Below are 26,185 nucleotides of genomic sequence, written 5' to 3' on the forward strand. Positions count from 1 at the left end.
ATGGCCAGGATCAAATCCTTCATCCTGCGGCTGTGGGGCTTCGTCCTGCGCTTTTGGCACATCGTCAGCCGGCCGAGCGCCTATCTCAGCCTTGGGTTTCTCACACTCGGAGGCTTCATCTGCGGAGTGATCTTCTGGGGCGGCTTCAACACCGCGCTGGAGATCACCAACACCGAGAAATTCTGCACGTCATGTCACGAGATGCATGACAACGTTTACCAGGAGCTGCAGTCGACGGTGCATTTTTCCAACCGCTCGGGCGTGCGCGCGACGTGTCCCGACTGCCATGTCCCGCACGAATGGACCGCCAAGATCGCCCGCAAGATGCAGGCCTCCAAAGAAGTCTGGGGCAAGATCTTCGGGACGATCTCGACGCGGCAGAAATTCCTCGACCACCGGCTCGAGCTCGCCAAGCATGAATGGGCGCGGCTGAAAGCAAACGACTCCCTGGAATGCCGCAATTGTCATTCTTCCGTGGCGATGGACTTCACCAAGCAAACCCGCCGCGCGGCCGAAATCCATAGCCGCTACCTGATACCGAAAGAAAAGACCTGCATCGATTGCCACAAAGGCATCGCCCATCTCCTGCCGGACATGACCGGCATCGAGCCGGGATGGAAGGACGCCCCGGAGTTGCAGGGCAAGGGCAGCGCCCTCTGGCATGGGCCAGAGCGGGCTGTGCGGAACTATCTGGCGGAAATCGAGACGCGCCAGGGCGAATAAGGTGCCGGCGGGAGTTTGAGCACCGCTTGATGCGGAAACAGGTGACGCCCCCCGACCGCGGCTCGATCAACGCCACTGCGCTTCTTCCAAGATCGTCCAGTTTCACGGCGCGAACCAATGCTGGCCAACACCGAGCCGGTCGATGCGGGAGCAAAGATCGGAGCCCCTCACCCGGAAGCCGACTGTAGCGGTTGCAGAGTGCCGGGCCGGCGATGATTGCTGCGGATGGCCAGTTCTTCCTCGGCTGCGCTGAAATCGACGCTGAGAAGAACCATCTCCCTGACCGGCCGACAATAGCAATAGATCTACGAATTCCGTGTTCTTTCGGCCCCAAATTCCATTGCTTGCTAAATATAATGCGTCTCGCACGTCCATATTCGCGCGCGGTTGAATTGACAGTCCGAACCGATGACAAAAGCCCAAGAATTTCTTTGGTACATTCCAAACGATGTTAAGCCCGGTCACCGAGGCGACACCACCACCCTTGACCATAACAGCCTCGAAGCCCTCACCAGCCATGCCTTGGCGCTGGAGCGGTTCGGATGGAAAGGGGCCCTGATCGGCACCGGCTGGGGACGGCCCGATACCTTTTCTGTGGCGACCGCCCTGGCTGCGCGAACGAAAACATTCGAACCGCTGATCGCGATCCGCCCGGGCTATTGGCGACCTGCCAATCTGGCCTCGGCCGCCGCGACGCTGGACCATCTGAGTGGTGGTCGCGTGCGGATCAATATCGTCTCGGGTCAGGACGACCTCGCCGCATATGGAGACGAGGAAGGCGACCAGACACAGCGCTACGCCCGGACCAAGGAGTTCATGCAGCTGGTGCGCAAGCTCTGGACCGAGGAAGGCGTCAGTTTTCGCGGACAGTATTTTTCGGTCTCGAACTCAACCGTCGAACCCCGATTCCAGCCTAGCAAAGGCAGGGCGCACCCCCAGCTCTATTTCGGCGGCGCGTCGGAAGCGGCCGAGCACGTCGCGGCGACCGAGGCCGATGTCCAGCTGTTCTGGGGCGAGCCGCTCGCCGAGATCGCCCAGCGGATCGAGCGCCTCAACTCGCTGGGCGACCAGCTCGGCCGAGAGCTTGCCCCGCTGGAGTTCGGATTGCGCATCACGACGCTGGTCCGCGACACGACGGAGCAGGCCTGGGCCGATGCGGAGGCCAAGGTCGCGGCTATGGCAAAGAAGAATGGCGCAGGCTGGCACGACCACCAGAACTTCGTCGCCGTCGGCCAGCGACGGCTGCTCGAACTTGCCGAACGGGGCGAGGTGCTGGACGACAACCTCTATACCGCTCCCGGCAAATTCGGCGGCGGCGGCGCGGGGACGACTTGGCTCGTCGGCTCGGCCGCGGACGTTGCCGGATCATTGAAGAAGTATCGCGATCTCGGGATCACCAAGTTCATTCTGTCCGACACGCCGTATCTCGCCGAGATCGAACGCCAGGGCTTGCAGCTATTGCCGCTTCTTCGCGATGAGCAACCGCGATCGCAGGCACTTCCGGCGCCGCACTGAGCGGCGCCGGGAGCAACGGGGCGCCGGCTACACCGCCTTGGCGACCGGCTGCCATGCCTCGGGAAGAGCGAGGTTTCCGCGGAGTGTGGAAGTGGCGTAGTCCCGTCGAAAGACCTTGCGCTTCTGCAGGATCGGAATGACCGTCTCGACGAATTCGTCGAAGCCGCCGGGCGTGAGATGGGGCGCGAACACGAAGCCGTCCGCGGCATCTTCCTGGACATAGCGATCGATTTCCTCGGCAACCTGCGCAGGCGTCCCGACGAATTGCTTGCGTGCGGTCACCTTGATGATGAGTTCGCGTATGCTGAGCTTGTCCCGCTCGGCCAGCTCGCGCCAGGCGCGCGCGGTCTCAAGTCGATTGTCGTAGCGCGCCGCGCGCCCCTGCGAGAGCTGCTCGATCGCCACGTCGGGGTCCACCTCGGGTAGTGGGCCATCCGGATCATAGGTCGAGAGATCGCGATTCCAGACCTGCTCGAGGAAGACGATTGCGTTCTTCGGGCTCACCTGCTGCAGCCGTATGGCTTTCTGCTTTTCCAGAGCGTCTTCCAGCGTGTCGCCCAGAACGAAGTTGGCGCCCGGCAATATCTTCAGTGCCTCGCGGCTGCGGCCATGTTTGGCGAGCCTTTGCTTCACATCCGCATAGAAGGCCTTGCCCTCCTCAAGCGTGCCGTGGCGCGAATAGATGAGGTCGGCATGCCCCGCAGCGAGCTCCCTGCCCTCATCGGAGTCGCCGGCCTGAGCGATGACCGGAGCGCCTTGCGGCAACGGAGCTGGGCCGGTGCGCCCCGCGATATCGAAGTAAGGCGAGCGGGCATAGAAGTCGCCGCCTCGCCAGATCGATCGCGCGGTTTCGAGGAAGTCCCGCGCACGCTCGTAGCGCTCGCGAAACGGCAGATGATCGCCGCGACGGAAGTTCGCCCCTGTGAAGGCGCCGGGCGAAGTCACGACATTCCAGCCGGCGCGTCCCCCCGACAGGATATCGAGCGTCGCGAGCTGGCGTGCGAGCGGATAAGGCTCGTTGAATGTCGTCGTCAGCGTCCCGATCAACCCGACATGATCGGTGATCGAGGCCAACGCCGTGAGGATAGCCAGCGTATTTGGGCGGCCTACGACATCCAGCTCATGGAAGCGCCCCTTCTGCTCCCGGACCCGCAGCCCTTCAGCCAGGAAAATGAAGTCGAACTTGCCGCGCTCGACCGTCTCGGCGAAGTGCCGGAAGGACGAGAATTCGATCTGGCTGCCGGCAGCCGGATCGCTCCACACCGTGAAGTTGTTGACCCCTGGGAACTGCGCTCCAAGGATGATCTGTTTCTTGGTCATGGCATTCCTCCGAGCTCAAGCCGCCGCGGCGTAGCGATTGCGAGCAGCCGGCAGGCCGAAGCGGCTGCGCAGATGTCCGCCCACGGGTGGCGCGACGAGTTTTGCCGCGCGAAGAGCTGGCACCAGCGTGCCGATGACACGCTCAATCTGCGAGTGGGGATGGGACAGAACGAGGCGGACACCTTGGGCTCCGCTCGAGCTTGCGATCGCGGCGGCGGCGACCAGATCCTCGGCGGCGCTCCGATCTGGACCGATCCCTATATCGGCGATGACGACAGGTCCCTTCACCGCATCGCTGTTGCGAAGCTTCGCGACCGTTTCGGCAAAATCGCCCTTGGCCGACACGAAGACCACGTCGGCGGCGCGCGCGAAGGCCGGATCCGTTTCCGCCGTCCAGCTTACCGCGACGACAGGCTGGCCCTGGGGCGGCCTCGGCGTGATCGACGGGCCGAGCACGCGGAACTCGGCGCTTTGGAAGTCGATGTAGTGGAGCTTCGCGCCATCGACGAAGCGCTGGCTTTCCGTGTCGCGAATGACCGCGTCGACCTCCCAGCTGTCCCAGAGCCGCCTGACGACATCCACGGCGTCCAGCGCGTCGCGGTCCAGCGACGACTGGTCGACAGTTGGAAAGCCCTTCAGCGTGCCGATCGCGCTGCTGGCCTCGAGGCTGCGCTTCTCGTCGAAGCGCTGGGCCAGAAGCCCGGCCCTGCCGTCGCTCACATAGTCCAGCGTGGCGATCGCCGTCGAGACGTGGAAAGGCTCGACGAAGTTTATCGGCGCTCCCGCAATGATGCCGATCTCGCGGCTTCGGGGCGCAAGCCAATTGGCCAGAAGGAGCGCGTCGAGACCGTCGTCGCCGGGACGGGCAAAGCCATCTTCCAAAGTCAGGAATTCCGCGACCCCATCGAGCCGCGCGATGAGGTCGTTCCAGAACTCGCGCCAGTCGGGCCGGTCTGCTTCGCGATGGGCGCCGGCATCCAATCCGAGACCGAGCAACAAGGGAGGTTTCTGCGTCATCGTCACATTCCGATCTGCTTAAGCCGCCGAAGCCCGATAGGTCGCGAGCCGGTAGGACACCTTCGCCTCTTGCTCGGCCTTGATCGCTGCGACCCGCTTCGTCGCTTCTTCCAGGGATGCAGCGGGCGCATAGATCGGATAGGTGCCGACCTGTCCCGCCTTTGCGCCGATATGCTTCTCGAAGGGCAAGGAGCGGTAGAGCGTCGGATCCACGGCCGTGTCGAAGAGCGGCCGATAGCCGAGGGCGATGTACAACGCTGACGCTTCGGGCTGCCGGAAGCCGGTGGTCAGGTAGGCCCGGGTATAGCCGAGCTCCCCGGCACTCTCCTCGAGCGCCAGCACAATCCGCCGAGCGAGCCCTTGGCGCCGAAGGTCCGGGCGCGTCCATATGCGCTTGAACTCCGCCGTCTCGTCGTCATGGCTCATGAACGCCCCGCCCGCGATCGTTTCGCCATCGCGCTGCAAAAGCAGAAAGTTGCCGAACGGGGGCGCGAAAGCTTCTGGCGGGTAGCGCAATATCTCGGAGCGGGCGCCACCGGGTCGGCTCGCCGGGCCATATCGCCCGTCATACTCCGCAACGAGCCCCTCCAGAAGCGCCTCCGCGGCGGGGTCCAGGGGTGACGACCGCACGAACAGGTCAGCCATAGCATTCTCCGAAGTCACCGCAGCGAGCCCAGGTCCGACGCCGCTTGATCAATCAATCTATTAATTCTATAGACTATTCGAACATTACCGACTGTCAATGCCGCCGGCGAGCACGGATGCCCTACAAACTGAGCTTCCTCGACAAGAGTCCCCTGCAGGCGAAGGAGGCCGCCGGCGAAGCGCTTTCGCGGACGCTTCTGCTGGCAAAAACGGCGGAGGAGCTGGGTTTCGCCCGCTTCTGGGTGGCCGAGCATCACAACTCTGCGAAGCTGGCGAGCTCGTCTCCGGAGGTGCTGATCAGCTTTCTGCTGGCGCATACCAACCGCATCAGGATCGGCTCCGGCGGCGTGATGCTCCAGCACTACAGCGCCTACAAGGTGGCCGAGAACTTCAACCTCCTGGCCGCGCTGGCGCCCGGCCGCGTCGACATCGGCATCGGCAAGGCGCCCGGCGGCATGCCGCTCTCGACCCACGCCTTGCAGGGCGCCTACGACCCCGCCCGCAAGCCCGGTTTCGAAGCGCAGCTCACCGAGCTCGACCGCTTCCTTCGCGAACATCATGACGGCAGCGATGCCGGCAACCAGCTCGCCGCCTTTCCGGCGCCGGCGCAGCCTGCGGAACGCTTTCTGCTCGGTGCGAGCAGCGAAAGCGCGAGGCTCGCGGCCCGTCTCGGCTGGAGCTTCGTCTATCCCGGCCATATCCACGGCGACGAAGCCGCCATCGGCGAAGCCGTTGCGGCCTATCGCGATGCCGGCGGCACCTCGGTGTTGCTGGCCGTAGGTGTCGTCACGGCCGAAACGGATGATCTGGCCCAGAGTCTGGCGCCCGACACGCGCCGCTTCCGCGTCGACATAGAGAACGGCCAGGGCGTCAACGTCACCAGCCGGGAGCAGGCCCTCGAATACGTCCGGCAAACGGGCTCTCGGCAATACCGCATCGAGGAGCGCAGCTCGCTCCTCCTGCGCGGCGCGCCGGCGCAGGTCCATGCCGGGTTGCAGCGTTTGCACCGGGCTTTCGGCATCGACGAGTTCATCGTCGATTGCCCCGTCACCGAAGGCGCCTGGCGCCTGAAGACGATCGAACTGCTGGCGGCCGCGGCCCAAGCCTCCCTCGCCGCCTGACGCTGCAAAAAAGGAACGACGCCATGGTCACGAGAAGAACGCTTCTGGGCGGGGCGGGCGCGGCGGCCCTGTCGGCGGCCACCGGCCTGCGCCAGGCCAGCGCGCAGACAAAGGGAGCGCCGGTCAGGGGCGGCTCCCTGACCTGGGGGGTGGAGACCGAGCCCAGCACCCTCAACCCCCATCTCAACGGCCAGGCGAAGGCCAAGCTCGTCCTGCGCAACGCCTATGAGACGCTGCTCGCCCGCACGCCCGATGGCGGCTACGTGCCCTGGTTGGCGAAGGACTACGCCATCTCGGAAGATGGCAGGACCTACACCTTCACGCTCAGGGACGACGTGACGTTCCACGATGGCGAGAAGCTGAATGCCGCCGCCGTCGCCCTGAACTTCGCCAAGCTGAAGGAACCGACCTATTCGGGCAGCATCAGCGCCGGCCATGTCTCGCATGTCTCCGAGGCCATCGCCGTCGACGCCCGCACGCTCGTCCTGAAGCTCAGCCGGGTCTACGCCCCCTTCCTCGACGGCGCGGCGGGGATCGAGATCCTGTCGCCGAAATCATTTGCTTCGGCGCAGCTCAAGGCCGGCGGGTCGGAGATCGCCGGAACAGGCCCCTTCAGGATCGAGCGCTATGTGAAGGGCCAGGAGATCCGTTTCGTCAGGAACCCCGCCTATAACTGGGCGCCGGCCAATGCCGGGCATCAGGGGCCCGCCTATCTCGACAGCGTCACCTACCGGTTCCTGCCCGAAGCCGCAGTGCGGACCGGCGCGCTGACCTCGGGCCAGGTCGACGTGATCGAGGGCATATCCGGCAACGACGCCGGGCTGTTCAAGGACAATCCCGAATTCACGTATCAAAGCGCGCTCAATACCGGCACGCCCTACACGCTCTACCTGAACGTGGCCCAGGGACCGAGCGAGGATGTCCGCGTCCGGCAGGCCGTCCTCGCCGCCGTCGATGTCGAGCGGGTCATCCGCTCCGTCTATCGCGGCGAACGCCAGCGCGCCTGGGGCATCCTCACCCCGGCCGACACCGATTTCTACGACCGCAGCATCGAAGGCAGCTATGGCTTCGACCCGAAGCGCGCGAACCAGCTGCTCGACGAGGCCGGCTGGAACAGCCGCGATGCGGAGGGCTTCCGCACGAAGAACGGCAAGCGCCTGACGATCGAGATCGTCCAGTCGCAGGCCACCTTGCGCGACCAGCGCGACATCCTGCTTCAGGCCGTGCAGGCCCAGGCGCGGCAGAATGCCGGGTTCGACCTGGTGCTGCGCTATGTGGACGCCGGCACCTACACGACCCGGCAGAACGACGGCCAGTACGGCATCATCCCGAACTCGACCACGACGCAGGAAAACGGCCTCACGATCTATTTCCACTACCTGCCCCGCGATAAGGGCGGCTCGATCAACTACAGCCGCACCGAAGCCCCCGAGATATCGGCATGGCTTGACGAGGCGGCCTCGACGCTCGACGCGAAGAAGCGCTTCGAAATCTACGCTCGCCTCCAGCGTTTCGCCCTGCTGGAGCAGGCTTACGGCCTGCCGCTCTATGTGCCCGACGATCAGATCGCGGCTTCCGCGCGGGTCAAGGGCGTGGGTTTCCGCCCGTTCAAGCGCCTTCCAGAGAACGCCTACGACATCTGGCTGCAGGGCTGAGCCCGCATCGCCGAAACCCGCGCTCGCTGCCGATCGATACGGAGATAGAACTGCAATGCTCGTACGCAGGCATTTTCTGAGCCTGGGCGCCGTGCTCCTGGCGACGACAGCCCTTTGCGCGCCGGCCCTGGCGAGCGACAGGAAGCCCGTCAGCGGCGGCAAGCTGACCTGGGGTGTCGAGACCGAGCCCGCCACGCTCAACCCGCAGCTGAACGGCCAGGACAAGACCAAGCTCCTGCTGCGCAACGCCTATGAATCGCTGCTCGCCCGCACCGCGGAGGGCGGCTATGTGCCCTGGCTCGCGACCAGCTACGAGATTTCCGAGGACGGGCGGACCTACACGTTCAGGCTGCGCGACGGCGTTACATTCACGGATGGCCAGGCGTTCAATGCCGCCGCCGTCGCGACGAACTTCGCCAAACTGAAGGACGCGACCTATTCCGGGAGCGTGAGCGCTGGCCCCGTCGCCCGCATCATCGACATCAGGACGCCCGACGAGCGCACCGTCTCCTTCACGCTCGACCGGGTCTACGCGCCCTTTCTCGACTACGCGGCCGGGCTCGAACTCCTCTCGCCCGGCGCCTTCGCATCCGGTCAGCTCAAATCAGGCGGGCCGGAGATCGCCGGAACCGGCCCCTTCATCCTGAAGCGCTACGCGAAGGGGCAGGAACTCCGGTTCGCGAGGAACCCCGATTACAACTGGGCCCCCGCCAATGCCGGCCATCAGGGACCCGCCTATCTCGACGAGGTCACCTATCGCTTCCTGCCGGAGTCGTCGGTGCGCACGGGCGCCCTCAGCTCCGGTCAGGTTGATGTGATCGAGGGCGTCTCGGGCAACGATGCCGGCCTGTTCAAGGGCAATGCCGATTTCAGCTACCAGACGGCGCTCAACACCGGCACGCCCTATTCGCTGTTCCTCAATGTCACCTGGGGACCGACCGAGGATGTCAGGGTCCGCAAGGCCCTGATCGCCGCCATCGACGTCGATGGCGTCCTGAAGTCGGTCTATCGCGGCGAGCGTACCAGGGCCTGGGGCATCGCCTCGCCCGTCGACACGCAGTTCTACGACAGGACCATCGAGAAGAGCTACGGCGCCGATCCGAAACGCGCCAACCAGCTGCTCGACGAGGCCGGCTGGACCAGCCGCGACCCGCAGGGTTTCCGCACGAAGGATGGAAAACGGCTGACGATCGAAGTCGTGCAGGCCCAGGCGACCGTGCGCGACCAGCGCGACGTGTTGCTGCAGGCATTGCAGGCGCAGGCACGGCAGAATGCCGGCATCGATCTCGCCATCGTCTTCGTCGACGCCGGCACCTACACGGAGCGGCGCAAGACCGGTCAGTTCGGATCGATCGCCAACTCCAACACGCCGACCGACGCCATCGACATCGAGTATCACTATCTGCCGGTCGATCAGGGTGGCTCGATCAATTACAGCCGTGCAGCCGCGCCGGAACTGTCGCAGTGGCTGAAGGAAGCCGCCTCGACGCTCGATCACAAGAAGCGCTTCGAGTTCTACGCCAGGCTGCAGCGCTTCGCGATCCTCGACCAGGCCTATGCCCTGCCGCTCTACGAGCCGGAGGATCAGGTCGCGGCGGCGAGCTACGTCAAGGGCATCGGTTTCCGTCCGTTCGAGCAGATGCCCGAGAGCGCCTACGACCTCTGGCGCAGCGAATAGCGGATCTCTCGACTCCTCTTCGGCCGGTGAATGCCAGCCGATGATCGCAGGAACGGAAGAGCATGGATTCCCATAATACTTCGGCCATCAACCCCGCGCCCGCCCTTGGCGCATCCCGCCCGCTCCGGCTGCTGCGCAACGGCCTGACGGCGCAGATCCCGGGCCGGGTCGGTTCCGGCCTGCTCGTGCTCTGGGCCGCCGTGACGTTGAGCTTCGTCAGCCTGCACCTGGCGCCGGGCGACATCGTCAGCCTGCTGATCGGCGAGCAGTTGCGCACGCCCGAAGTGGAGGCGGCGATCCGCGCCGAATGGGGCCTCGATGAGCCGTTGCTGTCGCAGTATCTCAGCTATCTCACGCGCATCCTCCACGGCGATTTCGGGCGCTCCTACATCCTTCAGACCGATGTCTCGCAGCTCGTGCTTTCGCAGATCCTGCCGACATTGAAGCTCACGGCCGCCGCGCTTGTCGTCGCGATCGTGTTCGCCGTGGTGAGCGCGGTCCTGACGGCCGGCCGGCGCATTCCGCGCAGCATCGCCGGCGCGCTGGAGCTGACGCTGGTCTCGACGCCATCCTTCTGGCTCGGCATCCTCTTGCTCTATCTCTTTTCCTTCACGCTCAAGCTCTTTCCCGTATCGGGCGACAGGAGCTTCTCGGCGCTGGTGCTGCCCGCCCTCTCGCTCGGGCTGCCGCTGGGCGCGGTGGTGGGACAGGTGCTGCGGCAAGGGCTGGAACGCGCGCTCGAGGAGCCGTTCGCACTGACCGTCCGCAGTTGGGGCACGAGCGGCCTCGTGCTGCGGCTGCGGCACGGGCTGCGCCACGCGGCCTTGCCAGCCGTGACGCTGACGGGCTGGCTGGTCGGCAGCCTGCTGTCGGGCGCCGTCATCACGGAGTCGGTGTTCGGCCGGCCAGGGCTCGGCCGCATCACCGTCGAGGCCGTGCTGGGCCACGACATGCCGGTGGTGCTGGCCGTCGCGATCCTCTCCGCCTTCACCTATGTGACGCTGAGCACGCTGGTGGACGTGCTCTATCTGCTGCTCGACCCCCGCCTACGCGACGAGAGCCGGGAGAGCGCCCGATGAGCGCGCTTCCGGCATCTGTGGAGGGCGAAGCCGAGCGCCGCCGCTCGTTACTGGGCTTCCTGTCGTCAAATCCCGGTATCGGCCTGGCTGGTCTCTTCCTGACCTTCGTCGCCGTCGCGACCTTCTGGCCGGCGCTTCTGGCCATGGCCGACCCCATCGCCGCGGACCCGCTGCAAGCGCAGCTTCCTCCTTCATGGGAGCATTGGTTCGGCACCGATCATCTCGGGCGGGATGTCTTCTCGCGCGTCGTCCACGGCGCGCGCTACTCGATCCTGATCGGCGTCAGCGCCGTCGCCCTCGCCGCGACGGTCGGCTCTGCCTTCGGCCTCCTCGCCGGCCTGTCCCGCGGCCTCGTCGACGAGATCATCACCCGCTTTCTCGATGTGGTCTCGGCCTTTCCGGACCTGTTGCTGGCGCTGGTGCTGATCTCCTTCACCGGGCCCGGCACGACCAACCTGATCTTCGCGCTCGGGGTCGCCTTCATCCCGCGCTTTGCCCGCGTCGTCCGCGCGCAGACCTTCGTCATCGCCAGAAGCGGCTATGTCGAGCAGGCCAGGACCTTCGGCCTCAGCAGAACGGTCCTCGTGCTGCGCCATGTGTTGCCGCATGCCGTCGCGCAGGTGCCGATCCTCGCCACTATCGGCCTCGGCACCGCGATCATCGGCGCCGCCGGCCTCAGCTTCCTCGGCATGGGCCCGCAGCCGCCGGCGCCGGAATGGGGGGCGATGCTGGCGGAGGCGCGCAACTACCTGCGGGTCGCCTGGTGGATCGGGGTCTGGCCCGGCCTCGCCATCACTCTGACTGTCATCGCGATCAGCGTCCTCGGGCGGCGCTGGCAGGCCGCCTTCGAAGGCAGGAGGGCAGGATGACACCGCTCGTCGAGATCCGAGACCTCACCATCGCCTTCCGTCACGGCCGGGAAGAGAATCGCGTCGTTCATGGCATCGACCTGACGATCCATCCGGGCGAGACGGTCGCTCTGGTCGGCGAGTCCGGTTCGGGCAAGTCGGTGACGGCCCGCGCGCTGATCGGGCTCTCCGGCCCCGGCGCCGTCATCGGCGCCAGCCGCTTCGACATTGCCGGCGGCGGCGTGGTCGGCTTTCGCGAGCGCGACTGGCGGCGCCTGCGCGGCGAGACGATCGGCTTCGTCCTGCAGGATGCGCTCGTCTCGCTTGACCCGCTGCGCAAGGTCTCCCAACAGCTCGCGGACGCCTTCGGCAGTCCGGGCGTGTTCAGGCGCCGCGACATCCGCGACGAGAGCCGTGCCCTGCTGCGCTCGGTCGGCATTCCCGATCCTGAGCGGCGCCTGCCGCAATATCCTCACCAGCTTTCAGGCGGGCTGCGGCAGCGGGCGCTGATCGCCACGGCCATCGCCCGGCAGCCGTCCCTGCTGATCGCCGACGAGCCCACCACGGCGCTGGACGCGACCGTGCAGAAGCAGATTCTCGACCTGCTGGCGGAGCGGAAGCAGGCCGGGCACACGCTGCTGCTGATCAGCCACGACCTCGCCGTCGTGTCGCGCCTCGCCGACCGCGTCCTGGTGATGAAGCAGGGGCGCATCGTCGAGGAAGGGCCGACGCACCAGATTCTCACCCAGCCGGTACATCCTTATACGCGGCAGCTGCTCGATGCCGTGCCTTCCGCTGGTTCCCGAGGCTTTCGATTATCGCCGGCCTCGCCGGCAGAAACCGGCACTCCCTCCCCGCAATCGCCAGCAGAGCGCCAACGCATTCCGCTGCCGCCGAAGCGCATCGACCCGGCTCAGCGCGTGCTCGCGGCCAGCAATCTCGTCAAGCGCTATGGTGGTCCGAGCGGCGCCTTCGCGGTCAACAACGTCTCCTTCGATCTGGCTGCCGGCGAGGCTCTGGGCATCGTCGGCGAGTCCGGCTCGGGCAAGACCACCGTGGCAAAGATCGTGCTCGGGCTCGTCGAGCCCGATAGCGGGACGGTTCTCGTCGACGGCCAGCCCTGGAGCCATCGCAGCGAGGCCGAGCGCCGCTCGCGGCGCGCCAGCATGCAGCTGATCGCGCAGGACTCGCTGAGTTCCTTCGATCCGCGCTATACCGTCGAGAAGATCGTCGGCGAAAGCCTCGATACGGCCGGCATCTTCGGCCGCGACCGGCGCCGGCGCGTCATCGAGGTTCTCGACGCCGTACGCCTGGGGGCCGCCTTCCTCGACCGTTATCCGCGCGAGCTTTCCGGCGGACAGCGCCAGCGCGTGGCGATCGCGCGCGCCTTTGCCCCGCGTCCGAAACTGTTGATCGCCGACGAGCCTGTCAGTGCGCTCGACGTCTCCGTGCAGGCGCAGGTGCTCGATCTATTGGCTGAACTGCAGGCCGCATCGGGCACCGCCCTGCTCTTCATCTCCCACGATCTCGGCGTCATCCACCACCTGACGGATCGTGTCCTGGTGATGAAGGACGGCCGGATCGTCGAGGCCGGCGCGGTCGAGACGGTCTTCGCGCAGCCGAGCCACAGCTACACGCGCGCCCTGCTCGATGCCGTGCCCACTCTCGCCTGAGCCCGACGCAACCGCTCAACGATAGACCCAAGAGAAGGAGTTCCCCATGTCGCCCGCCCCTCGCCGCCGCCTCAAGACCCTGATGGGGGCCTCCAATGTCATCACGGCTTCGAACGATGCCGATCCGGCGGCAGGGGTGAAGCGAGCCGTCGAATTCGCTCGCAGGGCGGAGGCCGAGAAGATCACCGGTCTCTTCACCGCCGACCTGCTGCAGATCGACCCCGCCGGCCTGGCCGGGACCGCCGGAGTGCAGGACCCGATCATCGCGCTCGCCGCGCTCAGCCAGGTGACGTCGCGGATCGGCCTCGTCGCGACGGTTTCTACGACGTTTCACCACCCCTACAATCTGGCACGCCTGATCGGCACGCTGGACCACGCCAGCAGCGGCCGCGCCGCCTGGAACGCCGTGACCTCCTCGGTCGGCGAGGAGAATTTCGGCGAGGCGCTGCTCAGCCCGGAAGATCGCTATGCGCGCGCCGCGGAGTTCATCGAGATCGTCAACGCGCTCTATGATGCGAATGAGCGGGACGCCGTCGCGCGCAAGGCCTCCGGAGCGATCACGCTCGACCCGACGAAATTCCATCGCATCGACTACCGGGGCCGGCATTTCAGCGTCCAGGGACCGTTGAACGTGCCGCCGCTGCCGCAGGGGCGCCCGGTGCAGTTTCAGGCCGGGCAATCCGAAGCCGGCATCAATGTCGGGGCTCGCTATGCCGAAGTCGTCTACACCTCGCAGCCGAAGCTGGAGGGCGCGATCGCCTTCGTGACCGAGCTGCGCCGCCGGGCTGCAAGCTTTGGACGCGGCGACAGCCTGCCCTTCGTGATGAACTCGTTCCATTCGGTCATCGGCGAATCCGATGCGGACGTCGCCCGGCGCCTGAAGGAAAAGCATGAGCGCATCGACTACGAACTGGGACGCCTCAAGCTTGCCGACATGCTCGGAGGCGATGTCGACCTGTCCGGGCTGCCGCTGGACAAGCCCCTGCCCGACAGCCTGCTGCCGGAGGTGACGAGCACCAACCGGCGGCGCGGGCGCGTGGAAATCTTCAGCCGTTATGCCAAGCAGGGGTTGACGCTGCGCGAGCTCATAATCGAAGCGCAGGAAACCGGCCATTGGTCCGTCGCAGGAACGCCCGAGCAGCTCGCCGATGCGATCGAAGAACGCTTCCGGGCGGGCGTGCTGGATGTCCTCACCCTGCACGGCCTCGGCAACCCCGATCAGGAAGACCTGCTGCTCAACGGCCTGCTGCCCGAGCTGCGCCGCCGCGCGCTGATCGACACCGACTATGTCGGAGACGACTTCCGCTCCAACCTTCAGCTGCCGCCCGTGGCATCGAATTCGGCTGCCCCTTCGATCGCTCGCAGCGCCTGAAGCCGTCTCTTGGAACGGGCACCATCTGCCCGTTCCATTTCTCTCCTGCTGCCGAGATCATTATTCCCCGCATCCACCATTGCGGAGAACATGTTGCTAATAGCCCAAAGCTTGATAGGGAAACTATACATTCAACGCACGGGTGGATCAGGTGCTGACCAACAAGGGGAAATACGGTCTCAAGGCGATCGTGCATCTTGCGCGGCTGGAAGCCGGCGAAACCGCGCAGGTCGCCGACGTCGCCCTGAAGAACAACATCCCGAAGAAGTTCCTCGACGCCATTCTGCTCGATCTGCGCAATGCCGGCATGCTGCGCAGCAAGAAGGGGCCGGGCGGCGGCTATGCGCTCGCCAAGCCGGCTCGCTCGATCAAGGTCGGAGCCGTGATCCGCGCTTTGGAGGGGCCGATCGCGCCGATCGCCTGCGCCAGCCGCTCTGCCTTTCGCGCTTGTGAAGATTGCTGCGACATCGACTCCTGTCCTGTCCGCTCGGTCATGAGCGACGTCCGCGATGCCATCGCAGGCGTCGTCGATGCGACGACGATCGCCGATCTGGTTCAGCGGTCGATGGCGAGCAGGCCGCTTCAGGCTGACTACGCAATCTAATTATCTACTAATTATATAGACAATAGACCCCTCGCCGCTTAACAAATTCCTGCGGCATTCGGAGCCGCACGAAGAATGCGGTGACGGATGAACCAACAAGCTTCGCCTATCGCAGCGCGCGACATTCACGCCGATGCGTTCAAGGCCGTGATGAGAAATGTCGCGGGCGCCGTGAGCGTCATCACCGCGAGCCATGATCGGCGCCGTGCAGGTTTGACCGCCACTTCGCTGACGGCGCTGTCCGCAGACCCGCCCACCGTCATCGTCTGCGTCAACCGCAACGCCTCAGCCTGGCCGACGATCGAAGCCGCCGGCCACTTCGCGATCAACGTGCTCGCGGCCCGGCACCAGAGCATCGCGGATCGTTTCGCCGGGCGTGGTGGCTTCAAGGGCGAGGCGCGCTTCGAAGAAGGCGACTGGGCTCGCTTGGCAACCGGCGCGCCGACGCTCGACGGCGCCCTTGCGGTGCTCGATTGCGACACCGAGGAAGCGATCGAGCGGCATTCGCACACCATCCTCATCGGCCGTATCAAGGCGATCCGGCACGCACAGGATGAAGGCGCCCTGCTCTATTGGCGAGGCCTCTATGGCAAGCTCGACGAGAGCTTGCAGTACGGCGCGGGTATTTGAGGCGCACCGAGTCGCGCGAGAGCAAATTTCGAGGGCGGACCGCTGATTGTTCCATGCAAAACCAGCGCGCTCTGGCCCCGGACCCCGTCCGCGAGGCGCTGCCGGCGAAGGCGGCTGTTCTTGAAACCGTCACCGCGGCAGAGAACCGTCCTCTAAACCAGTCCAAATTTGCCAATCCGTTTCATTGACCGAACGAAGCCAACAGGCCGATCATCAGCGCTGCACGAGGGAGCAGCGCCATGTCAGTCCTCATCGTTCCAGGCCTCCACGATTCCGAGCCCGCGCATTGGCAAAGCCGATGGGCAGCCGAAATCGAACGGGCAGAGCGCGTCCAACAGAAGGACTGGCATGCGCCGGATCTAGAAGCATGGATCAGCGCGATCCATCGGCATGTGATGCGGCGCCCGGGCGCCGTCCTCGTCGGGCATAGCCTCGGTTCGACGCTCATCGCTCACCTGGCAGCCCGCTATCCCTATCTTCCAATTGGCGGCGCCCTGCTGGTGGCGCCGGCCGACCCCGAACTGAGGATCTCGAAGATTCAAGGCATCGCCTCGTTCGGCCCCCTGCCGGACGTGCCGTTTCAGTTCCCGGCGATTGTCGTGGCCAGCCGAACGGACCCCTACATGGCGATCGACCGCGCGCGGATCATCGCGAACATTTGGGACGCAGCCTTTGTCGATCTCGGGAACGCCGGACACATCAACGTCGCCAGCGGCCATGGCAACTGGGCCGAGGGGCTGCGCTTGCTCGACCAGCTTCTCTGGCGTCGCGGGAGCATCGCGCCGGAGCACCGTGTCGGTCGCTCGGGCACCACATCCCGATTGCATTGAAGCTGCCCGCTAGGAAGATGCAGGATACCGACCGACGCCCTCCTTGGAATGAACCGGCAACTCCTAACCGGCAACCAAACACTCGCCTGGCAACCGCTTGCTCCTGAAGACAGCCTCGGGAGACGGTCCTTCTCCGAACAGCTCGGGGTTCGCACGGATTATCGTTTTCTGACCCCTGAGCATGGCGCGCGGCTCCGCTGACGCTTAGCTGAGCGGGGCGTTTTGCTATGGCTTGCCAGCAGGGTTCCCCATGACGTCCCCCCGCCAGCTTCATCTCGGCGCCTTCATGCGCCCGGTCAGCATCCACACCGGCGCCTGGCGCTATCCCGGCGCCTTTCCGGATGCCAACTTCAATTTCGGGCACCTCAAGCGCTTCGCCCGGAAGCTCGAAGCCGGCAAGTTCGACGCCTTCTTCATGGCCGACCACCTTGCGGTGCTGAACATGCCGGTCGAGGCGCTGAAGCGCAGTCATACGGTCACCTCGTTCGAGCCGTTCACGCTGCTTTCGGCGCTCGCCGGCGTGACAGAGCGCATCGGCCTCGTCGCCACCGCCTCGACCACCTTCGACGCGCCCTATCACGTTGCCCGGCGTTTCGCCTCGCTCGACCATATCAGTGGCGGGCGCGCCGGCTGGAACATCGTCACGACCTCGAATCCCGATGCCGCCCTCAATTTCGGCCTCACCGAGCATCGGGAGCATGGCGAACGCTATGACCGGGCGCGCGAGTTCTACGACGTCGTCACCGGCCTGTGGGATTCCTTCGCCGACGACGCCTTCATCCGCGACAGCGACAGCGGCCTCTATTTCGACCCCGACAAGATGCATGTGCTCGACCATACGGGCCCGCATCTCTCGGTGCGCGGCCCGCTCAACATAGCGAGGCCCGTGCAGGGCTGGCCGGTCATCGTCCAGGCCGGAGCCTCGGAGGCCGGACGCCAGCTCGCAGCCGAGACGGCGGAGGCGGTCTTCGCGGCACATCGCACGCTGGCCGAGGGGCAGGCCTTCTACGCCGACGTCAAGGGACGGATGGCGAAGTTCGGACGCAACCCCGACCATCTCAAGATCCTTCCGGGCGTCCTCGTCGTTGTCGGCGACAGTGTCGATGAGGCCCGCGAGAAACGGGCGCTGCTCGATTCCTTCGTCCATTACGACAGCGCCATCGCCTCGCTGTCGATCGCGCTGGGCCATGACGCCTCGGGCTTCGATCCCGATCTGCCGCTGCCCGAAATTCCCGACACCAATGCGAGCAAGAGCGGCCGCGAGCGCACCATCGCACTCGCACGCGACGAGAACCTGACGGTGCGCCAGCTCGCCCAGCGCCTCGGCGGCTATGGCGGGCTCGCCTTCGTCGGCACGCCGAAGACCATCGCGGATGCCATGGAGGAGTGGCTGGTGGAACGCGGCAGCGATGGCTTCAACGTGATGTTCCCTTACCTGCCGGCAGGGCTCGACGATTTCGTCGATAAGGTCGTTCCGGAACTGCAGCGGCGGGGGCTGTTCCGGACCGAGTACACCGGTCCCACGCTCCGCGACCATCTCGGCCTTCCACGCCCGGCCAACCGCTTCTTCGCCGGGCGGTAGCGGCGCGGCGCATCGCGCCGAATAGCTCCCGGTAAAGCCGCGCGGGTCGAACATTCCGTCCCGGAGCCCGGCCGAAGCGGATTTTTGCTTGCGATCGAATGTATTTGAAAAGCCATTCGATTGACGGAGCGCCGTCACCAAACGATTATTACTGATATCGCCGTGGTTCCGACCATGACGTTCGCGGGATTTGTTGGAGCAGCTTGCACCGCGTCACCAATGCTAAAAGCACCACGAGCATAGCCGTGGGCTCCTTTTATTTTGAGGAAAGCCCATGATTGTGCCCTTCAATTTCATCGTCCACGCTCTGCTGCGCCTGTCTGCTTTTCTGCACTGGACCCGCACCGGCGAAACGCCTCGTCGTGGCGGGAAGTAGACCGCCGACCTCACCGGCACAGCTTCGACCAAACACCGATTTTCAACGCGCCAAAGGCTCAAGGTCGCGGCCATCGCAGGCCCGCGCCGATGCTGCTTTTCATCTGAAGGTTTCTCAATGAATCAGGCCGAACTCCACACTGTCCGCCGCGCGTGGCGCCCATCCCCTCATAACGCCGCTCCTGCTCGTGTACATCGCCTGCTTGCGGCGGCAGTTGCCGTTTCCCTGCTTGCGACGGGCAGCCCGGCATTCGCCGCCGACAACCAGCCCGCAGGCAAGCCGGTCGCTGGTGGTACGCTGACTGTGGGCCTGGCGAGCGACACAGCGATCATCGACCCCTCGATCACGGGCAACTCCATCACGGCGCTCATCACGCGCAATCTCGTCGACTCCCTTGTCGGCCAGGCCGAGGATAATCGCTTCGCGCCCTGGCTGGCGGAACGCTGGGAGGTGAACGCCGACAACACCGTCTACACCTTCCATCTGCGACGCGGCGTGACCTTCAGCGACGGCACTCCGCTCGATGCCGAAGCGGTGAAGTTCAACTTCGACCGCATCCTCGACCCCAAAACCACGTCGAGCTACGCGAAATCGCTGCTTGGGCCGGTCGACAGCATCGCGGCCCCAGATTCCGGGACCCTCGTCATTTCCTACAAGCAGTCCTTCGCGCCACTTTTGCAGGGGCTCAGCCTGCCCTATCTCGGCATCCAGTCGCCGACCTATCTGCGCAATGCCAAGAGCACGACCAATACCGTCATCGGCTCAGGCCCGTTCCTGCTCGAAAGCTTCACCAAGGGCAGCGGCAGCCGGCTGACCAAGCGTGGCGACTACAACTGGGGCCCCGGCTATGCGGCGCATCAGGGGCCGGCCCATCTCGACGCCATCGTGTTCCGGTATCTGCCCGAATCCTCCGTTCGCCTCGGCGCTCTCAGCAGCGGGCAGGCACAAGCGATCGACGAGGTGCCGCCGGCCAATTTCCGAACGGTCCAGGCGGATAATCGCCTTCAGGTCGTGACGCGGGAGAACCCCGGCGTGAACCGCGCGCTTTTCCTCAACACGAGCCGGGGGCCTTTCGCCGATGCCCGCGTCCGCCAGGCCTTCCAGAGCGCCGTCGATGCGCCATCCGCGGTCAAGGCCGCCTTCTTCGGCAGCCTGAAGGCGGCCGACAATATCCTCGGCCCTTCGACGCTCTACCACGACCCGAAGATCGCATCGGGCTGGGGCTTCGACCCGCAGAAGGCCGCGAGGCTGCTCGACGAGGCCGGCTGGAGCGCCAGGGATGCCGAAGGCATTCGCGCGAAGGGCGGAGAACGGCTCGCCGTCCGTTTCGTCTACGACGCGGCCGCTTGGGGCGCCTCGGACCTGACGCTGGCCCAGGCCGTCCAGTTCTCGGTGAAGAAGGCGGGCTTCGACCTGCAGCTCGATCCGGTCGATGCCGGCGGCTACACGGCCCGCACGGGGGCGAACGACTATGATCTCACCTCGCTATACTATGTGCGCGCCGAGCCGGACATCCTGCGGACCGTCTTCCATTCGGCCTATATTCCTCCGAATGGCTCCAACAACGCCCGCGTGAAGAGCCTCGACGACATCCTGACGAAGGCGATCGGCGCCACCGGCGACGAGCGCCGGCGACTCTACGGCCAGGCGCAGGCCGAGATCATCGGCCAGGCCTATGCCGTGCCGCTCTATGTCGCCGCCTATCAGCTCGGCGCCTCGAAGAAGCTGCAAGGCATCAGCTGGGCAACGAACGCGAAGCCGAACTTCTACGATGCCTGGCTGGCTCCGTAAGGTCTTGCCCGTCGGGCTGAGGCGCCTCGGCGTGGTCGTCGCCGTGCTCTGGGGCGCGGCCACGATCACCTTCGTGGCGGTCAAGGCGATCCCCGGCGATCCCGTCGCGGTTCTCACCGGAGGCGAGAACATCGTCGACGCGGCCGAGCGCGAGGCACTGATCCAACAATTCGGGCTCGATCAGCCATTGGCGGTGCAATATGCGCGCTATATCGGCCAGGCCCTGCTCGGCGATTTCGGCCAGAGCTATCAATATCGGCAGCCGGTCGTCGACGTCGTCCGCGAGGCTGCCGGGCCGACGCTACAGCTCGCTGGAACCGCGATGGCGCTGGCTCTCGGCCTCGCCTTCGTCAACGCCCTGGCCACGGCCGGGCGGCGCAGGGGCCTGCGGACTCTTCTCGCCGGCCTGGAGCTCGCCGTGCTGAGCACGCCGGTCTATTGGGTCGGCCTTCTGCTGCTGACGGTCTTCAGCTTCTATCTCGGCTGGTTCCCGATCATCGGCGGAGAGGGCATCCATGCCCTGGTTCTGCCCGCCGTCGCGCTCAGCCTGCCGCTCGCGGCGCTGCTGAGTCAGGTCTTGCGGGACGGGCTGGAGGAAGCGCTCCTGCAACCCTTCGCCTTGACCGTCCGGACACGCGGCGTCAGCGAAACGCAGCTGCGCCTGCGTCATGCGCTGCGGCATGCCGCGCTCGCGGTCTCGACGCTCACCGGCACGCTCTTCGCCGGCGTTCTGGCCGGCTCGATCCTGACCGAGACGGTGTTCGGACGGTCGGGCATCGGCCAGATCACCTTGCAGGCGATCAAGACGCGCGACACGCCGCTCCTGCTCGGGCTGGTGATGCTGTCGGCTCTCGTCTCGGTCCTGATCAATCTGCTCGTCGATGCGCTCTATCTGCTGATCGATCCGCGCCTGCGGAGGGCGACGCGATGAGCGAGGTTCTCGATATCATCGCCCGCACCCGCGGCGGCAGGCGTGCCGGGAATCCGTGGCGCGCGCCGGGGCTGCTCGTTCCGCTCGCCTTCGTCCTGCTTCTCCTGGCGGCAGCCGGCGCGCCGCACTGGTTCACGTCGCTGGCGCCCGATGCGGTCGATACGGATGCGATCCTGCTGCCACCCGGCCTTGCGCACTGGTTCGGAACCGACCAGCTCGGCCGCGACGTCTTCACCCGCGTGGTCTACGGCACTTCGCAGTCCCTGGGCATAGGCATCGGCGCGACGCTCATCGGCTGCGCGGGAGGCGTGCTGCTGGGGACGGCGGCGGGTCTCGCACCGCCCGGACTGCAGCGCCTGCTGGTGCGGTTGATCGACATCCTGCTCGCCTTTCCGGAAATCCTGCTCGCCCTGCTGATCATCGCTGTGCTCGGCCGAGGCCCCACGAACACCCTGCTCGCCGTAGGGCTTTCCAGCATCGCGGGCTATGCGAGGCTGGTGCGCTCGCAGGTGCTCCGCGTCTGGCAATCCGGTTATATCGAGCATGCCGTGGCGCTCGGCGAACCGACGCAGGCGATCATCGCCCGTCATGTCGTTCCCAACGCCGTCAGGCCGCTCGTCGTCCTCGCGACCATCGGCGTCGGCAACGCCGTGCTGTCGGCCTCGGCCCTGAGCTTCATCGGCCTCGGCGTGGTGCCTCCGGCCGCCGAGTGGGGGGCGCTTCTGGCCGATGGCCGCAACTTCCTCGACATCGCTCCCTGGGTCAGCTTCCTCCCGGCAACCGCCGTCGCCGCCTCGGTCATCGCGATCACGATCCTGGGGCGTCGCCTGCAGCTCCTGCTGTCACAGGGAGACGTGCCGTGAACGTCCAACTCGTAGGACGGCAGGACTTGACCGCGGCAGCACCGGCTTCTCGACCAACCATCATCGAGGTCGAGGGCCTGCGCATAGCCTTCCCCGGCAGGAACGGACCGACGGAGGTCGTGCGGGGCATCTCCTTTGCCGTCGGCTCAGGCGAAATCCTCGCCATCGTCGGCGAATCCGGCTCGGGAAAATCGGTGACCGCACGCGCGCTCGTCGGCCTGGCGGGACCGGGAGCGCAGGTGAGCGCCGAAGCGCTGCGCCTCTCGCGCCATGGCGGCGAATCCGTCGAGCTGCTCGGTCTCACAGAACGCCAGTGGTCCGGGATTCGCGGCCGGGAGATCGGTTTCGTGCTGCAGGACGCGCTCGTCTCGCTCGATCCCCTTCGCACGGTCGGGCGAGAGGTCGGCGAGCCGATCCTGACCCACGCGCTGTTCCCGCGAAGCGAGGTCGGCAAGGAGGTCGAAACCCTGCTTGCTCGCGTCGGCGTCCCCGATCCGGCGATGCGTGCCGCGCAGTATCCGCACGAGCTCTCCGGTGGGCTGCGGCAGCGAGCGCTCATCGCCTCCGCATTGGCCGCCCGCCCGCGCCTGCTGATCGCGGATGAGCCGACAACCGCGCTGGATGTCACTGTCCAGCAGCAGATTCTGACGGTGTTCGGCGGGCTCGCCAAGGCCGGGCACGGCATCCTGCTCATCACGCACGATCTGGCGGTCGCAGCCCAGCTCGCCGACAGGATCGCCGTGATGCAGAACGGCGAACTGGTCGAAACCGGGCCGGCCGCCGAGGTTCTCCGGAACCCGCGTCATGAATACACGCAACGCCTGTTATCGGCCGTGCCGGGTGCGGCGACGCGGGGCCGCTGGCTGTCCGCGCCCGGCCTGCGGCCGGTCAAGGCACAGCCAGACCGTCTGGAACCCATCCTCGCCATGCGCGACATAGCGGTCCGCTTCGCCCGCCCGGATCGCAGCGTGACCCATGCCGCGAATGGTGTCTCCCTTGAAGTCTACCGGGGCGAAACCCTCGGCATCGTCGGGGAATCGGGCTCCGGCAAGACGACGATGGGCAAGGTCGCGCTCGCGCTGCGCAGGCCGGACGAGGGCGAAGTCCTCTTTCGCGGGCTTCCTTGGAGCCAGCCATCCGAACGCCTGCGTCGCCCTTTGCGCCGGCACATCCAGACGATCGTCCAGGACCCGCTGAATTCCTTCGACCCGCGCTATACCGTCCAGCGGATCATCGAACAGCCGCTTCGCCTTCACACCGGCCTTGGCAAGGCCCAGCGAGCGGAGCGCGTGCGGGAGCTGGTTCGGCTGGTCAATCTCCCGCCGGATATTCTCGGCCGGCGGCCGACCACATTGTCGGGCGGCCAGCGGCAGCGCGTCTCGATCGCGCAGGCGCTGGCCAGCGAGCCCGATCTGCTGATCTGCGACGAACCCGTTTCCGCGCTCGATGTCACGACGCAGGCGCAGGTGCTCGACCTGCTGATCTCGCTTCAGCACCGGCTCGGGCTGGCGATGCTCTTCATTTCGCATGACCTCGGCGTGATCCGCCATATGAGCGACCGCATCGCGGTGATGAAGGACGGCGTCATCGTCGAGACCGGCCCAGCCGAAGACGTGTTCAGCGCGCCTAAACACGCCTATACGCGCCGCCTCCTCGAAGCGGTTCCTCGGCTGTAGCTGCTCGTCTTGCCTGAAACACTGAACCTGCCGACGCCCTTTCAAACCCCTCCGGCCGAAGGACTGTGGGCTTCAAGCGATCGGCAGGGGAAACACGCCTGGTGCCAGAAAGTCGCGGACCCGTGTCAGTCACGGCCTGACATAGGTCCAGCCTTTCTCCTGCAACTCCATGACGCGCACGACGCCGGATTTCACCACTGCTGCCTCCGGAATAAGTGCGATGTCCTTGTTCTCGGCCTTGCTCATGCCGGCCTGGGTATTTCCGCAGGCTTTGAAGGAGATCGCGGATGTGCTCGCCGCAATCGCCTTGATCCGTGCTTTCACCGGTGACGTGTCATCCCGCAGCATGTGGAGACCAGGCCCGAAGGTGACGACTTCGATCTCCACTTTCTCCCCGAGGTCCTGGTAATATTGCGCGACATTGGTCGCATTGTTGAGCGCGAGATTCATCATGCCGGCTTCGTTCGTATTCACCTGCAAGATGAGGTGATGCGGCTTCTTGTCGGCCGCCTGCAGCTTGGCTGTCGGAACCGGCATGGGCTTCTTGTCTTGCGCCGCCGACGGCGACACGGCGACGAGGAGGCCCAGTCCGCCCGCAAGAGTAGCTCCGAAAATGGCTCGAATCCTGGTTGTCATTGTATTCCGCCTTTGAGTTCGAGGACTATTCGCGACGTGATCCGGACATAGCGTTCGGCCATTTGCAGGCTGCGGCGACCCTGTCCCTGGCCGCCTTCAGCCCTTTGAGAGAAAAATGTCCGTCATAGGCGGCCCCTTGAGGTGTCGAGAGGCGGATGGCCATGCCCCCCTCGTCGGGAAGGGAGAGCAGCAGCCTTGCGACATCGCCCTTGAATGCGGCCCCGGTTCCAAACAATGGCGGCCCCGCCGCAACCTGCACGAGCTGACCGTCATTGAGGCCGTAGGACAAAACGTAATCGGCGCCGCTGCCGGAGATGGCCGGTCCCGTCACGACCATCTCCGTTCGGCCCCCGCGGCAGTAAACGGAAAGCTGCATCGGAGACCCGGAACCAACGCTGGACGATGTCGTGGCCGTGACCATCGGCGTATAGTTCACTGGTGAGGTGGTTTCGCTGATGATCCAGTCACCACCGCCCGCCAGCTCGGCCGCTCCCTGCGCCAGAGCGATCCGGCTCGCAATCTCGAAGGCGGCGACCAGCGCAATCCCTTTCATCGAGACACTCGCGGTGCAGATCCCTGGCGATCCAGCCATTCCTGGGCCGCCGCGAACCGGTCGAGCCCCGGGACCGTCGCAGCCAGATTGATCGACTTCCATTTCTCGTCGAAACCCGGCTCCTGCAGCTTCCCGATGCGGCTGAACAGGATATCGACGAAGCGGGCCACGCGATCATGGCGGTTGGTCTGAGCCGGCCAATTGAACGCGACCAGCGCGGTCGGGACCGCAATCGTCGGCACGCGTTCTCCGGGCTTGATCAGGCCGGGATATTCGCCTGCTTCGAGCACCGCCGGCAGGTAGTAATCCTCGAATTTGCTGTCGTATTTGACGGGAAGAAACTTGAAGCCGGGCTCGAAGCGCCCGCGCACGAACGCGTCCACCGGCTTGGATGTGATGAAAACGACGGCCGCCATCTCGCCCTTGCGCATCTGCTCGAGCGCGACCTGATGGGGAATGAAGGTCTGCTCCGCATTGATGCCGAGGCGACTGAAGATCAGCGGCCCCGAATAGGCGGCGGCGGTTCCACGGGTGTTGAAATTGACTTTCTTTCCCGCGAGATCCTGCAGGCTTTGAATCTCGGGCCGAACGAAAACATGCAGCTCCGACGGAAACAGATTGAGCAGGTAAGTGATCTTGCGCCGGATCTGGGGGACCTGAATCTTGTACTCTTCCAGCGCATCGGAGTTGATGATCGCCGTATCGATGCCGCGCAGATAGAGCAGCGAGTTCAGGTTTTCCGTGGCACCGCGCGTGACGATCGGCAGGACATGCAGATTCGGCCCGTCATCGACGACGCGAGCCATCTCGGCGCCCAGGCGAAGCGGCGCGCCCTCCAGCAGGCCTGCGGCGAGGCCGACCGTCCAGGCATTGGTCTTCTCCTGCTCCGTTTCGGGCGGACGCGTCCGGCGCGGTGAGGGTGTGCTCTGGGCGCTGACCTGTGATGGCTGCGCCTGCGAATGGGTCGGCACGAGGACCGGAGCGAGCGCAGCGAATGCGGTCAGCAGGAGCAGGCGCCGTATCGGGAGCAGGTTCATCCTCGTCTTCCCTTCCAAATTCTCGAATAA

23 protein-coding genes are annotated in these 26,185 nt (G+C 65.6%); 17 read left to right on the forward strand and 6 right to left on the reverse strand.

The genetic code is table 11. The features are described from left to right. Nucleotides 1–723 carry a cytochrome c3 family protein gene (locus AC2FAN_RS05980; RefSeq protein WP_485173079.1) on the forward strand — a complete coding sequence of 241 codons (723 nt, stop codon included), beginning with the start codon at nt 1–3 and terminating at the stop codon, nt 721–723. 408 nt (nt 724–1,131) lie between these two features. Next, nucleotides 1,132–2,238: an LLM class flavin-dependent oxidoreductase gene (locus AC2FAN_RS05985; RefSeq protein WP_476807455.1), complete on the forward strand. Its 1,107-nt coding sequence runs from the start codon at nt 1,132–1,134 to the stop codon at nt 2,236–2,238. Nucleotides 2,239–2,265: 27 nt separating this feature from the next. On the opposite strand, the gene AC2FAN_RS05990 is transcribed toward AC2FAN_RS05985, so the two are convergent. Genes AC2FAN_RS05990 through AC2FAN_RS06000 form a run of 3 tightly spaced genes read right to left on the reverse strand, consistent with a single transcriptional unit; the run spans nt 2,266 to nt 5,220 of the window. Then, entirely contained in the window at nt 2,266–3,558 is a 1,293-nt protein-coding gene (locus tag AC2FAN_RS05990) for an LLM class flavin-dependent oxidoreductase (protein WP_485173080.1), read from the reverse strand. Nucleotides 3,559–3,573: 15 nt separating this feature from the next. After that, the gene (locus AC2FAN_RS05995) at nt 3,574–4,575 is read right to left on the reverse strand and encodes an LLM class flavin-dependent oxidoreductase (RefSeq protein ID WP_265051775.1); all 1,002 of its coding nucleotides are present in this window, start codon (nt 4,573–4,575) and stop codon (nt 3,574–3,576) included. Between the two features lie 18 nt (nt 4,576–4,593). After that, a complete protein-coding gene (locus AC2FAN_RS06000) occupies nt 4,594–5,220 on the reverse strand; it encodes a GNAT family N-acetyltransferase (RefSeq protein ID WP_476807453.1) in 627 nt (208 codons plus the stop codon). Nucleotides 5,221–5,336: 116 nt separating this feature from the next. On the opposite strand from AC2FAN_RS06000, the gene AC2FAN_RS06005 reads away from it, so the two are divergent. The 15 genes from AC2FAN_RS06005 (at nt 5,337) to AC2FAN_RS06075 (ending at nt 23,929) form a co-directional block, all read left to right on the forward strand. Continuing rightward, the gene (locus tag AC2FAN_RS06005) at nt 5,337–6,341 is read left to right on the forward strand and encodes an MsnO8 family LLM class oxidoreductase (protein ID WP_265051773.1); all 1,005 of its coding nucleotides are present in this window, start codon (nt 5,337–5,339) and stop codon (nt 6,339–6,341) included. Between the two features lie 23 nt (nt 6,342–6,364). Further along, nucleotides 6,365–7,996, forward strand: a complete 1,632-nt coding sequence (locus AC2FAN_RS06010; protein ID WP_485173081.1) for an ABC transporter substrate-binding protein — start codon at nt 6,365–6,367, stop codon at nt 7,994–7,996. A 55-nt stretch (nt 7,997–8,051) separates the two neighbouring features. After that, a complete protein-coding gene (locus AC2FAN_RS06015; RefSeq protein ID WP_485173082.1) occupies nt 8,052–9,674 on the forward strand; it encodes an ABC transporter substrate-binding protein in 1,623 nt (540 codons plus the stop codon). A 62-nt stretch (nt 9,675–9,736) separates the two neighbouring features. Next, nucleotides 9,737–10,753 (forward strand): ABC transporter permease, encoded by a 1,017-nt coding sequence (locus AC2FAN_RS06020; RefSeq protein WP_485173083.1) that lies wholly within the window; start codon nt 9,737–9,739, stop codon nt 10,751–10,753. After that, nucleotides 10,750–11,622 carry an ABC transporter permease gene (locus AC2FAN_RS06025; RefSeq protein ID WP_476807449.1) on the forward strand — a complete coding sequence of 291 codons (873 nt, stop codon included), beginning with the start codon at nt 10,750–10,752 and terminating at the stop codon, nt 11,620–11,622. Before AC2FAN_RS06020 ends, AC2FAN_RS06025 begins: the two co-directional genes overlap by 4 nt. Next, nucleotides 11,619–13,274 carry a dipeptide ABC transporter ATP-binding protein gene (locus tag AC2FAN_RS06030; protein ID WP_485173084.1) on the forward strand — a complete coding sequence of 552 codons (1,656 nt, stop codon included), beginning with the start codon at nt 11,619–11,621 and terminating at the stop codon, nt 13,272–13,274. Before AC2FAN_RS06025 ends, AC2FAN_RS06030 begins: the two co-directional genes overlap by 4 nt. Before the next feature lie 46 nt (nt 13,275–13,320). Next, nucleotides 13,321–14,646, forward strand: a complete 1,326-nt coding sequence (locus AC2FAN_RS06035) for an NtaA/DmoA family FMN-dependent monooxygenase (RefSeq protein WP_485173085.1) — start codon at nt 13,321–13,323, stop codon at nt 14,644–14,646. Between the two features lie 151 nt (nt 14,647–14,797). After that, nucleotides 14,798–15,250, forward strand: a complete 453-nt coding sequence (locus tag AC2FAN_RS06040; protein WP_485173086.1) for an RrF2 family transcriptional regulator — start codon at nt 14,798–14,800, stop codon at nt 15,248–15,250. A gap of 87 nt (nt 15,251–15,337) precedes the next feature. Beyond that, complete coding sequence (locus AC2FAN_RS06045; RefSeq protein ID WP_485173087.1) at nt 15,338–15,880, forward strand: flavin reductase family protein; 543 nt, start codon at nt 15,338–15,340, stop codon at nt 15,878–15,880. Nucleotides 15,881–16,119: 239 nt separating this feature from the next. Beyond that, nucleotides 16,120–16,710 carry an RBBP9/YdeN family alpha/beta hydrolase gene (locus tag AC2FAN_RS06050; protein WP_485173088.1) on the forward strand — a complete coding sequence of 197 codons (591 nt, stop codon included), beginning with the start codon at nt 16,120–16,122 and terminating at the stop codon, nt 16,708–16,710. Between the two features lie 250 nt (nt 16,711–16,960). Beyond that, the gene (locus AC2FAN_RS06055; protein ID WP_265051763.1) at nt 16,961–18,292 is read left to right on the forward strand and encodes an LLM class flavin-dependent oxidoreductase; all 1,332 of its coding nucleotides are present in this window, start codon (nt 16,961–16,963) and stop codon (nt 18,290–18,292) included. A gap of 493 nt (nt 18,293–18,785) precedes the next feature. Next, nucleotides 18,786–20,459, forward strand: coding sequence for an ABC transporter substrate-binding protein (locus AC2FAN_RS06060; RefSeq protein ID WP_265051762.1), 1,674 nt, complete (start codon nt 18,786–18,788; stop codon nt 20,457–20,459). Next, the gene (locus AC2FAN_RS06065; RefSeq protein WP_485173089.1) at nt 20,440–21,390 is read left to right on the forward strand and encodes an ABC transporter permease; all 951 of its coding nucleotides are present in this window, start codon (nt 20,440–20,442) and stop codon (nt 21,388–21,390) included. The genes AC2FAN_RS06060 and AC2FAN_RS06065 overlap by 20 nt, the downstream gene beginning before the upstream one ends. After that, the gene (locus AC2FAN_RS06070; RefSeq protein WP_485173090.1) at nt 21,387–22,253 is read left to right on the forward strand and encodes an ABC transporter permease; all 867 of its coding nucleotides are present in this window, start codon (nt 21,387–21,389) and stop codon (nt 22,251–22,253) included. The genes AC2FAN_RS06065 and AC2FAN_RS06070 overlap by 4 nt, the downstream gene beginning before the upstream one ends. Next, the gene (locus AC2FAN_RS06075; RefSeq protein WP_485173091.1) at nt 22,250–23,929 is read left to right on the forward strand and encodes a dipeptide ABC transporter ATP-binding protein; all 1,680 of its coding nucleotides are present in this window, start codon (nt 22,250–22,252) and stop codon (nt 23,927–23,929) included. Before AC2FAN_RS06070 ends, AC2FAN_RS06075 begins: the two co-directional genes overlap by 4 nt. Before the next feature lie 129 nt (nt 23,930–24,058). On the opposite strand, the gene AC2FAN_RS06080 is transcribed toward AC2FAN_RS06075, so the two are convergent. Genes AC2FAN_RS06080 through AC2FAN_RS06090 form a run of 3 tightly spaced genes read right to left on the reverse strand, consistent with a single transcriptional unit; the run spans nt 24,059 to nt 26,155 of the window. After that, nucleotides 24,059–24,565: a DsrE family protein gene (locus tag AC2FAN_RS06080; protein ID WP_485173092.1), complete on the reverse strand. Its 507-nt coding sequence runs from the start codon at nt 24,563–24,565 to the stop codon at nt 24,059–24,061. 25 nt (nt 24,566–24,590) lie between these two features. Further along, on the reverse strand, nt 24,591–25,118 hold the full coding sequence (locus tag AC2FAN_RS06085) for a hypothetical protein (protein ID WP_485173093.1): 528 nt from the start codon (nt 25,116–25,118) through the stop codon (nt 24,591–24,593). Continuing rightward, nucleotides 25,115–26,155: a TAXI family TRAP transporter solute-binding subunit gene (locus AC2FAN_RS06090; protein WP_485173094.1), complete on the reverse strand. Its 1,041-nt coding sequence runs from the start codon at nt 26,153–26,155 to the stop codon at nt 25,115–25,117. Before AC2FAN_RS06090 ends, AC2FAN_RS06085 begins: the two co-directional genes overlap by 4 nt. Nucleotides 26,156–26,185 lie beyond the last annotated feature (30 nt).

This window comes from Allobosea sp. RIT-PG3_2 (assembly GCF_057321085.1).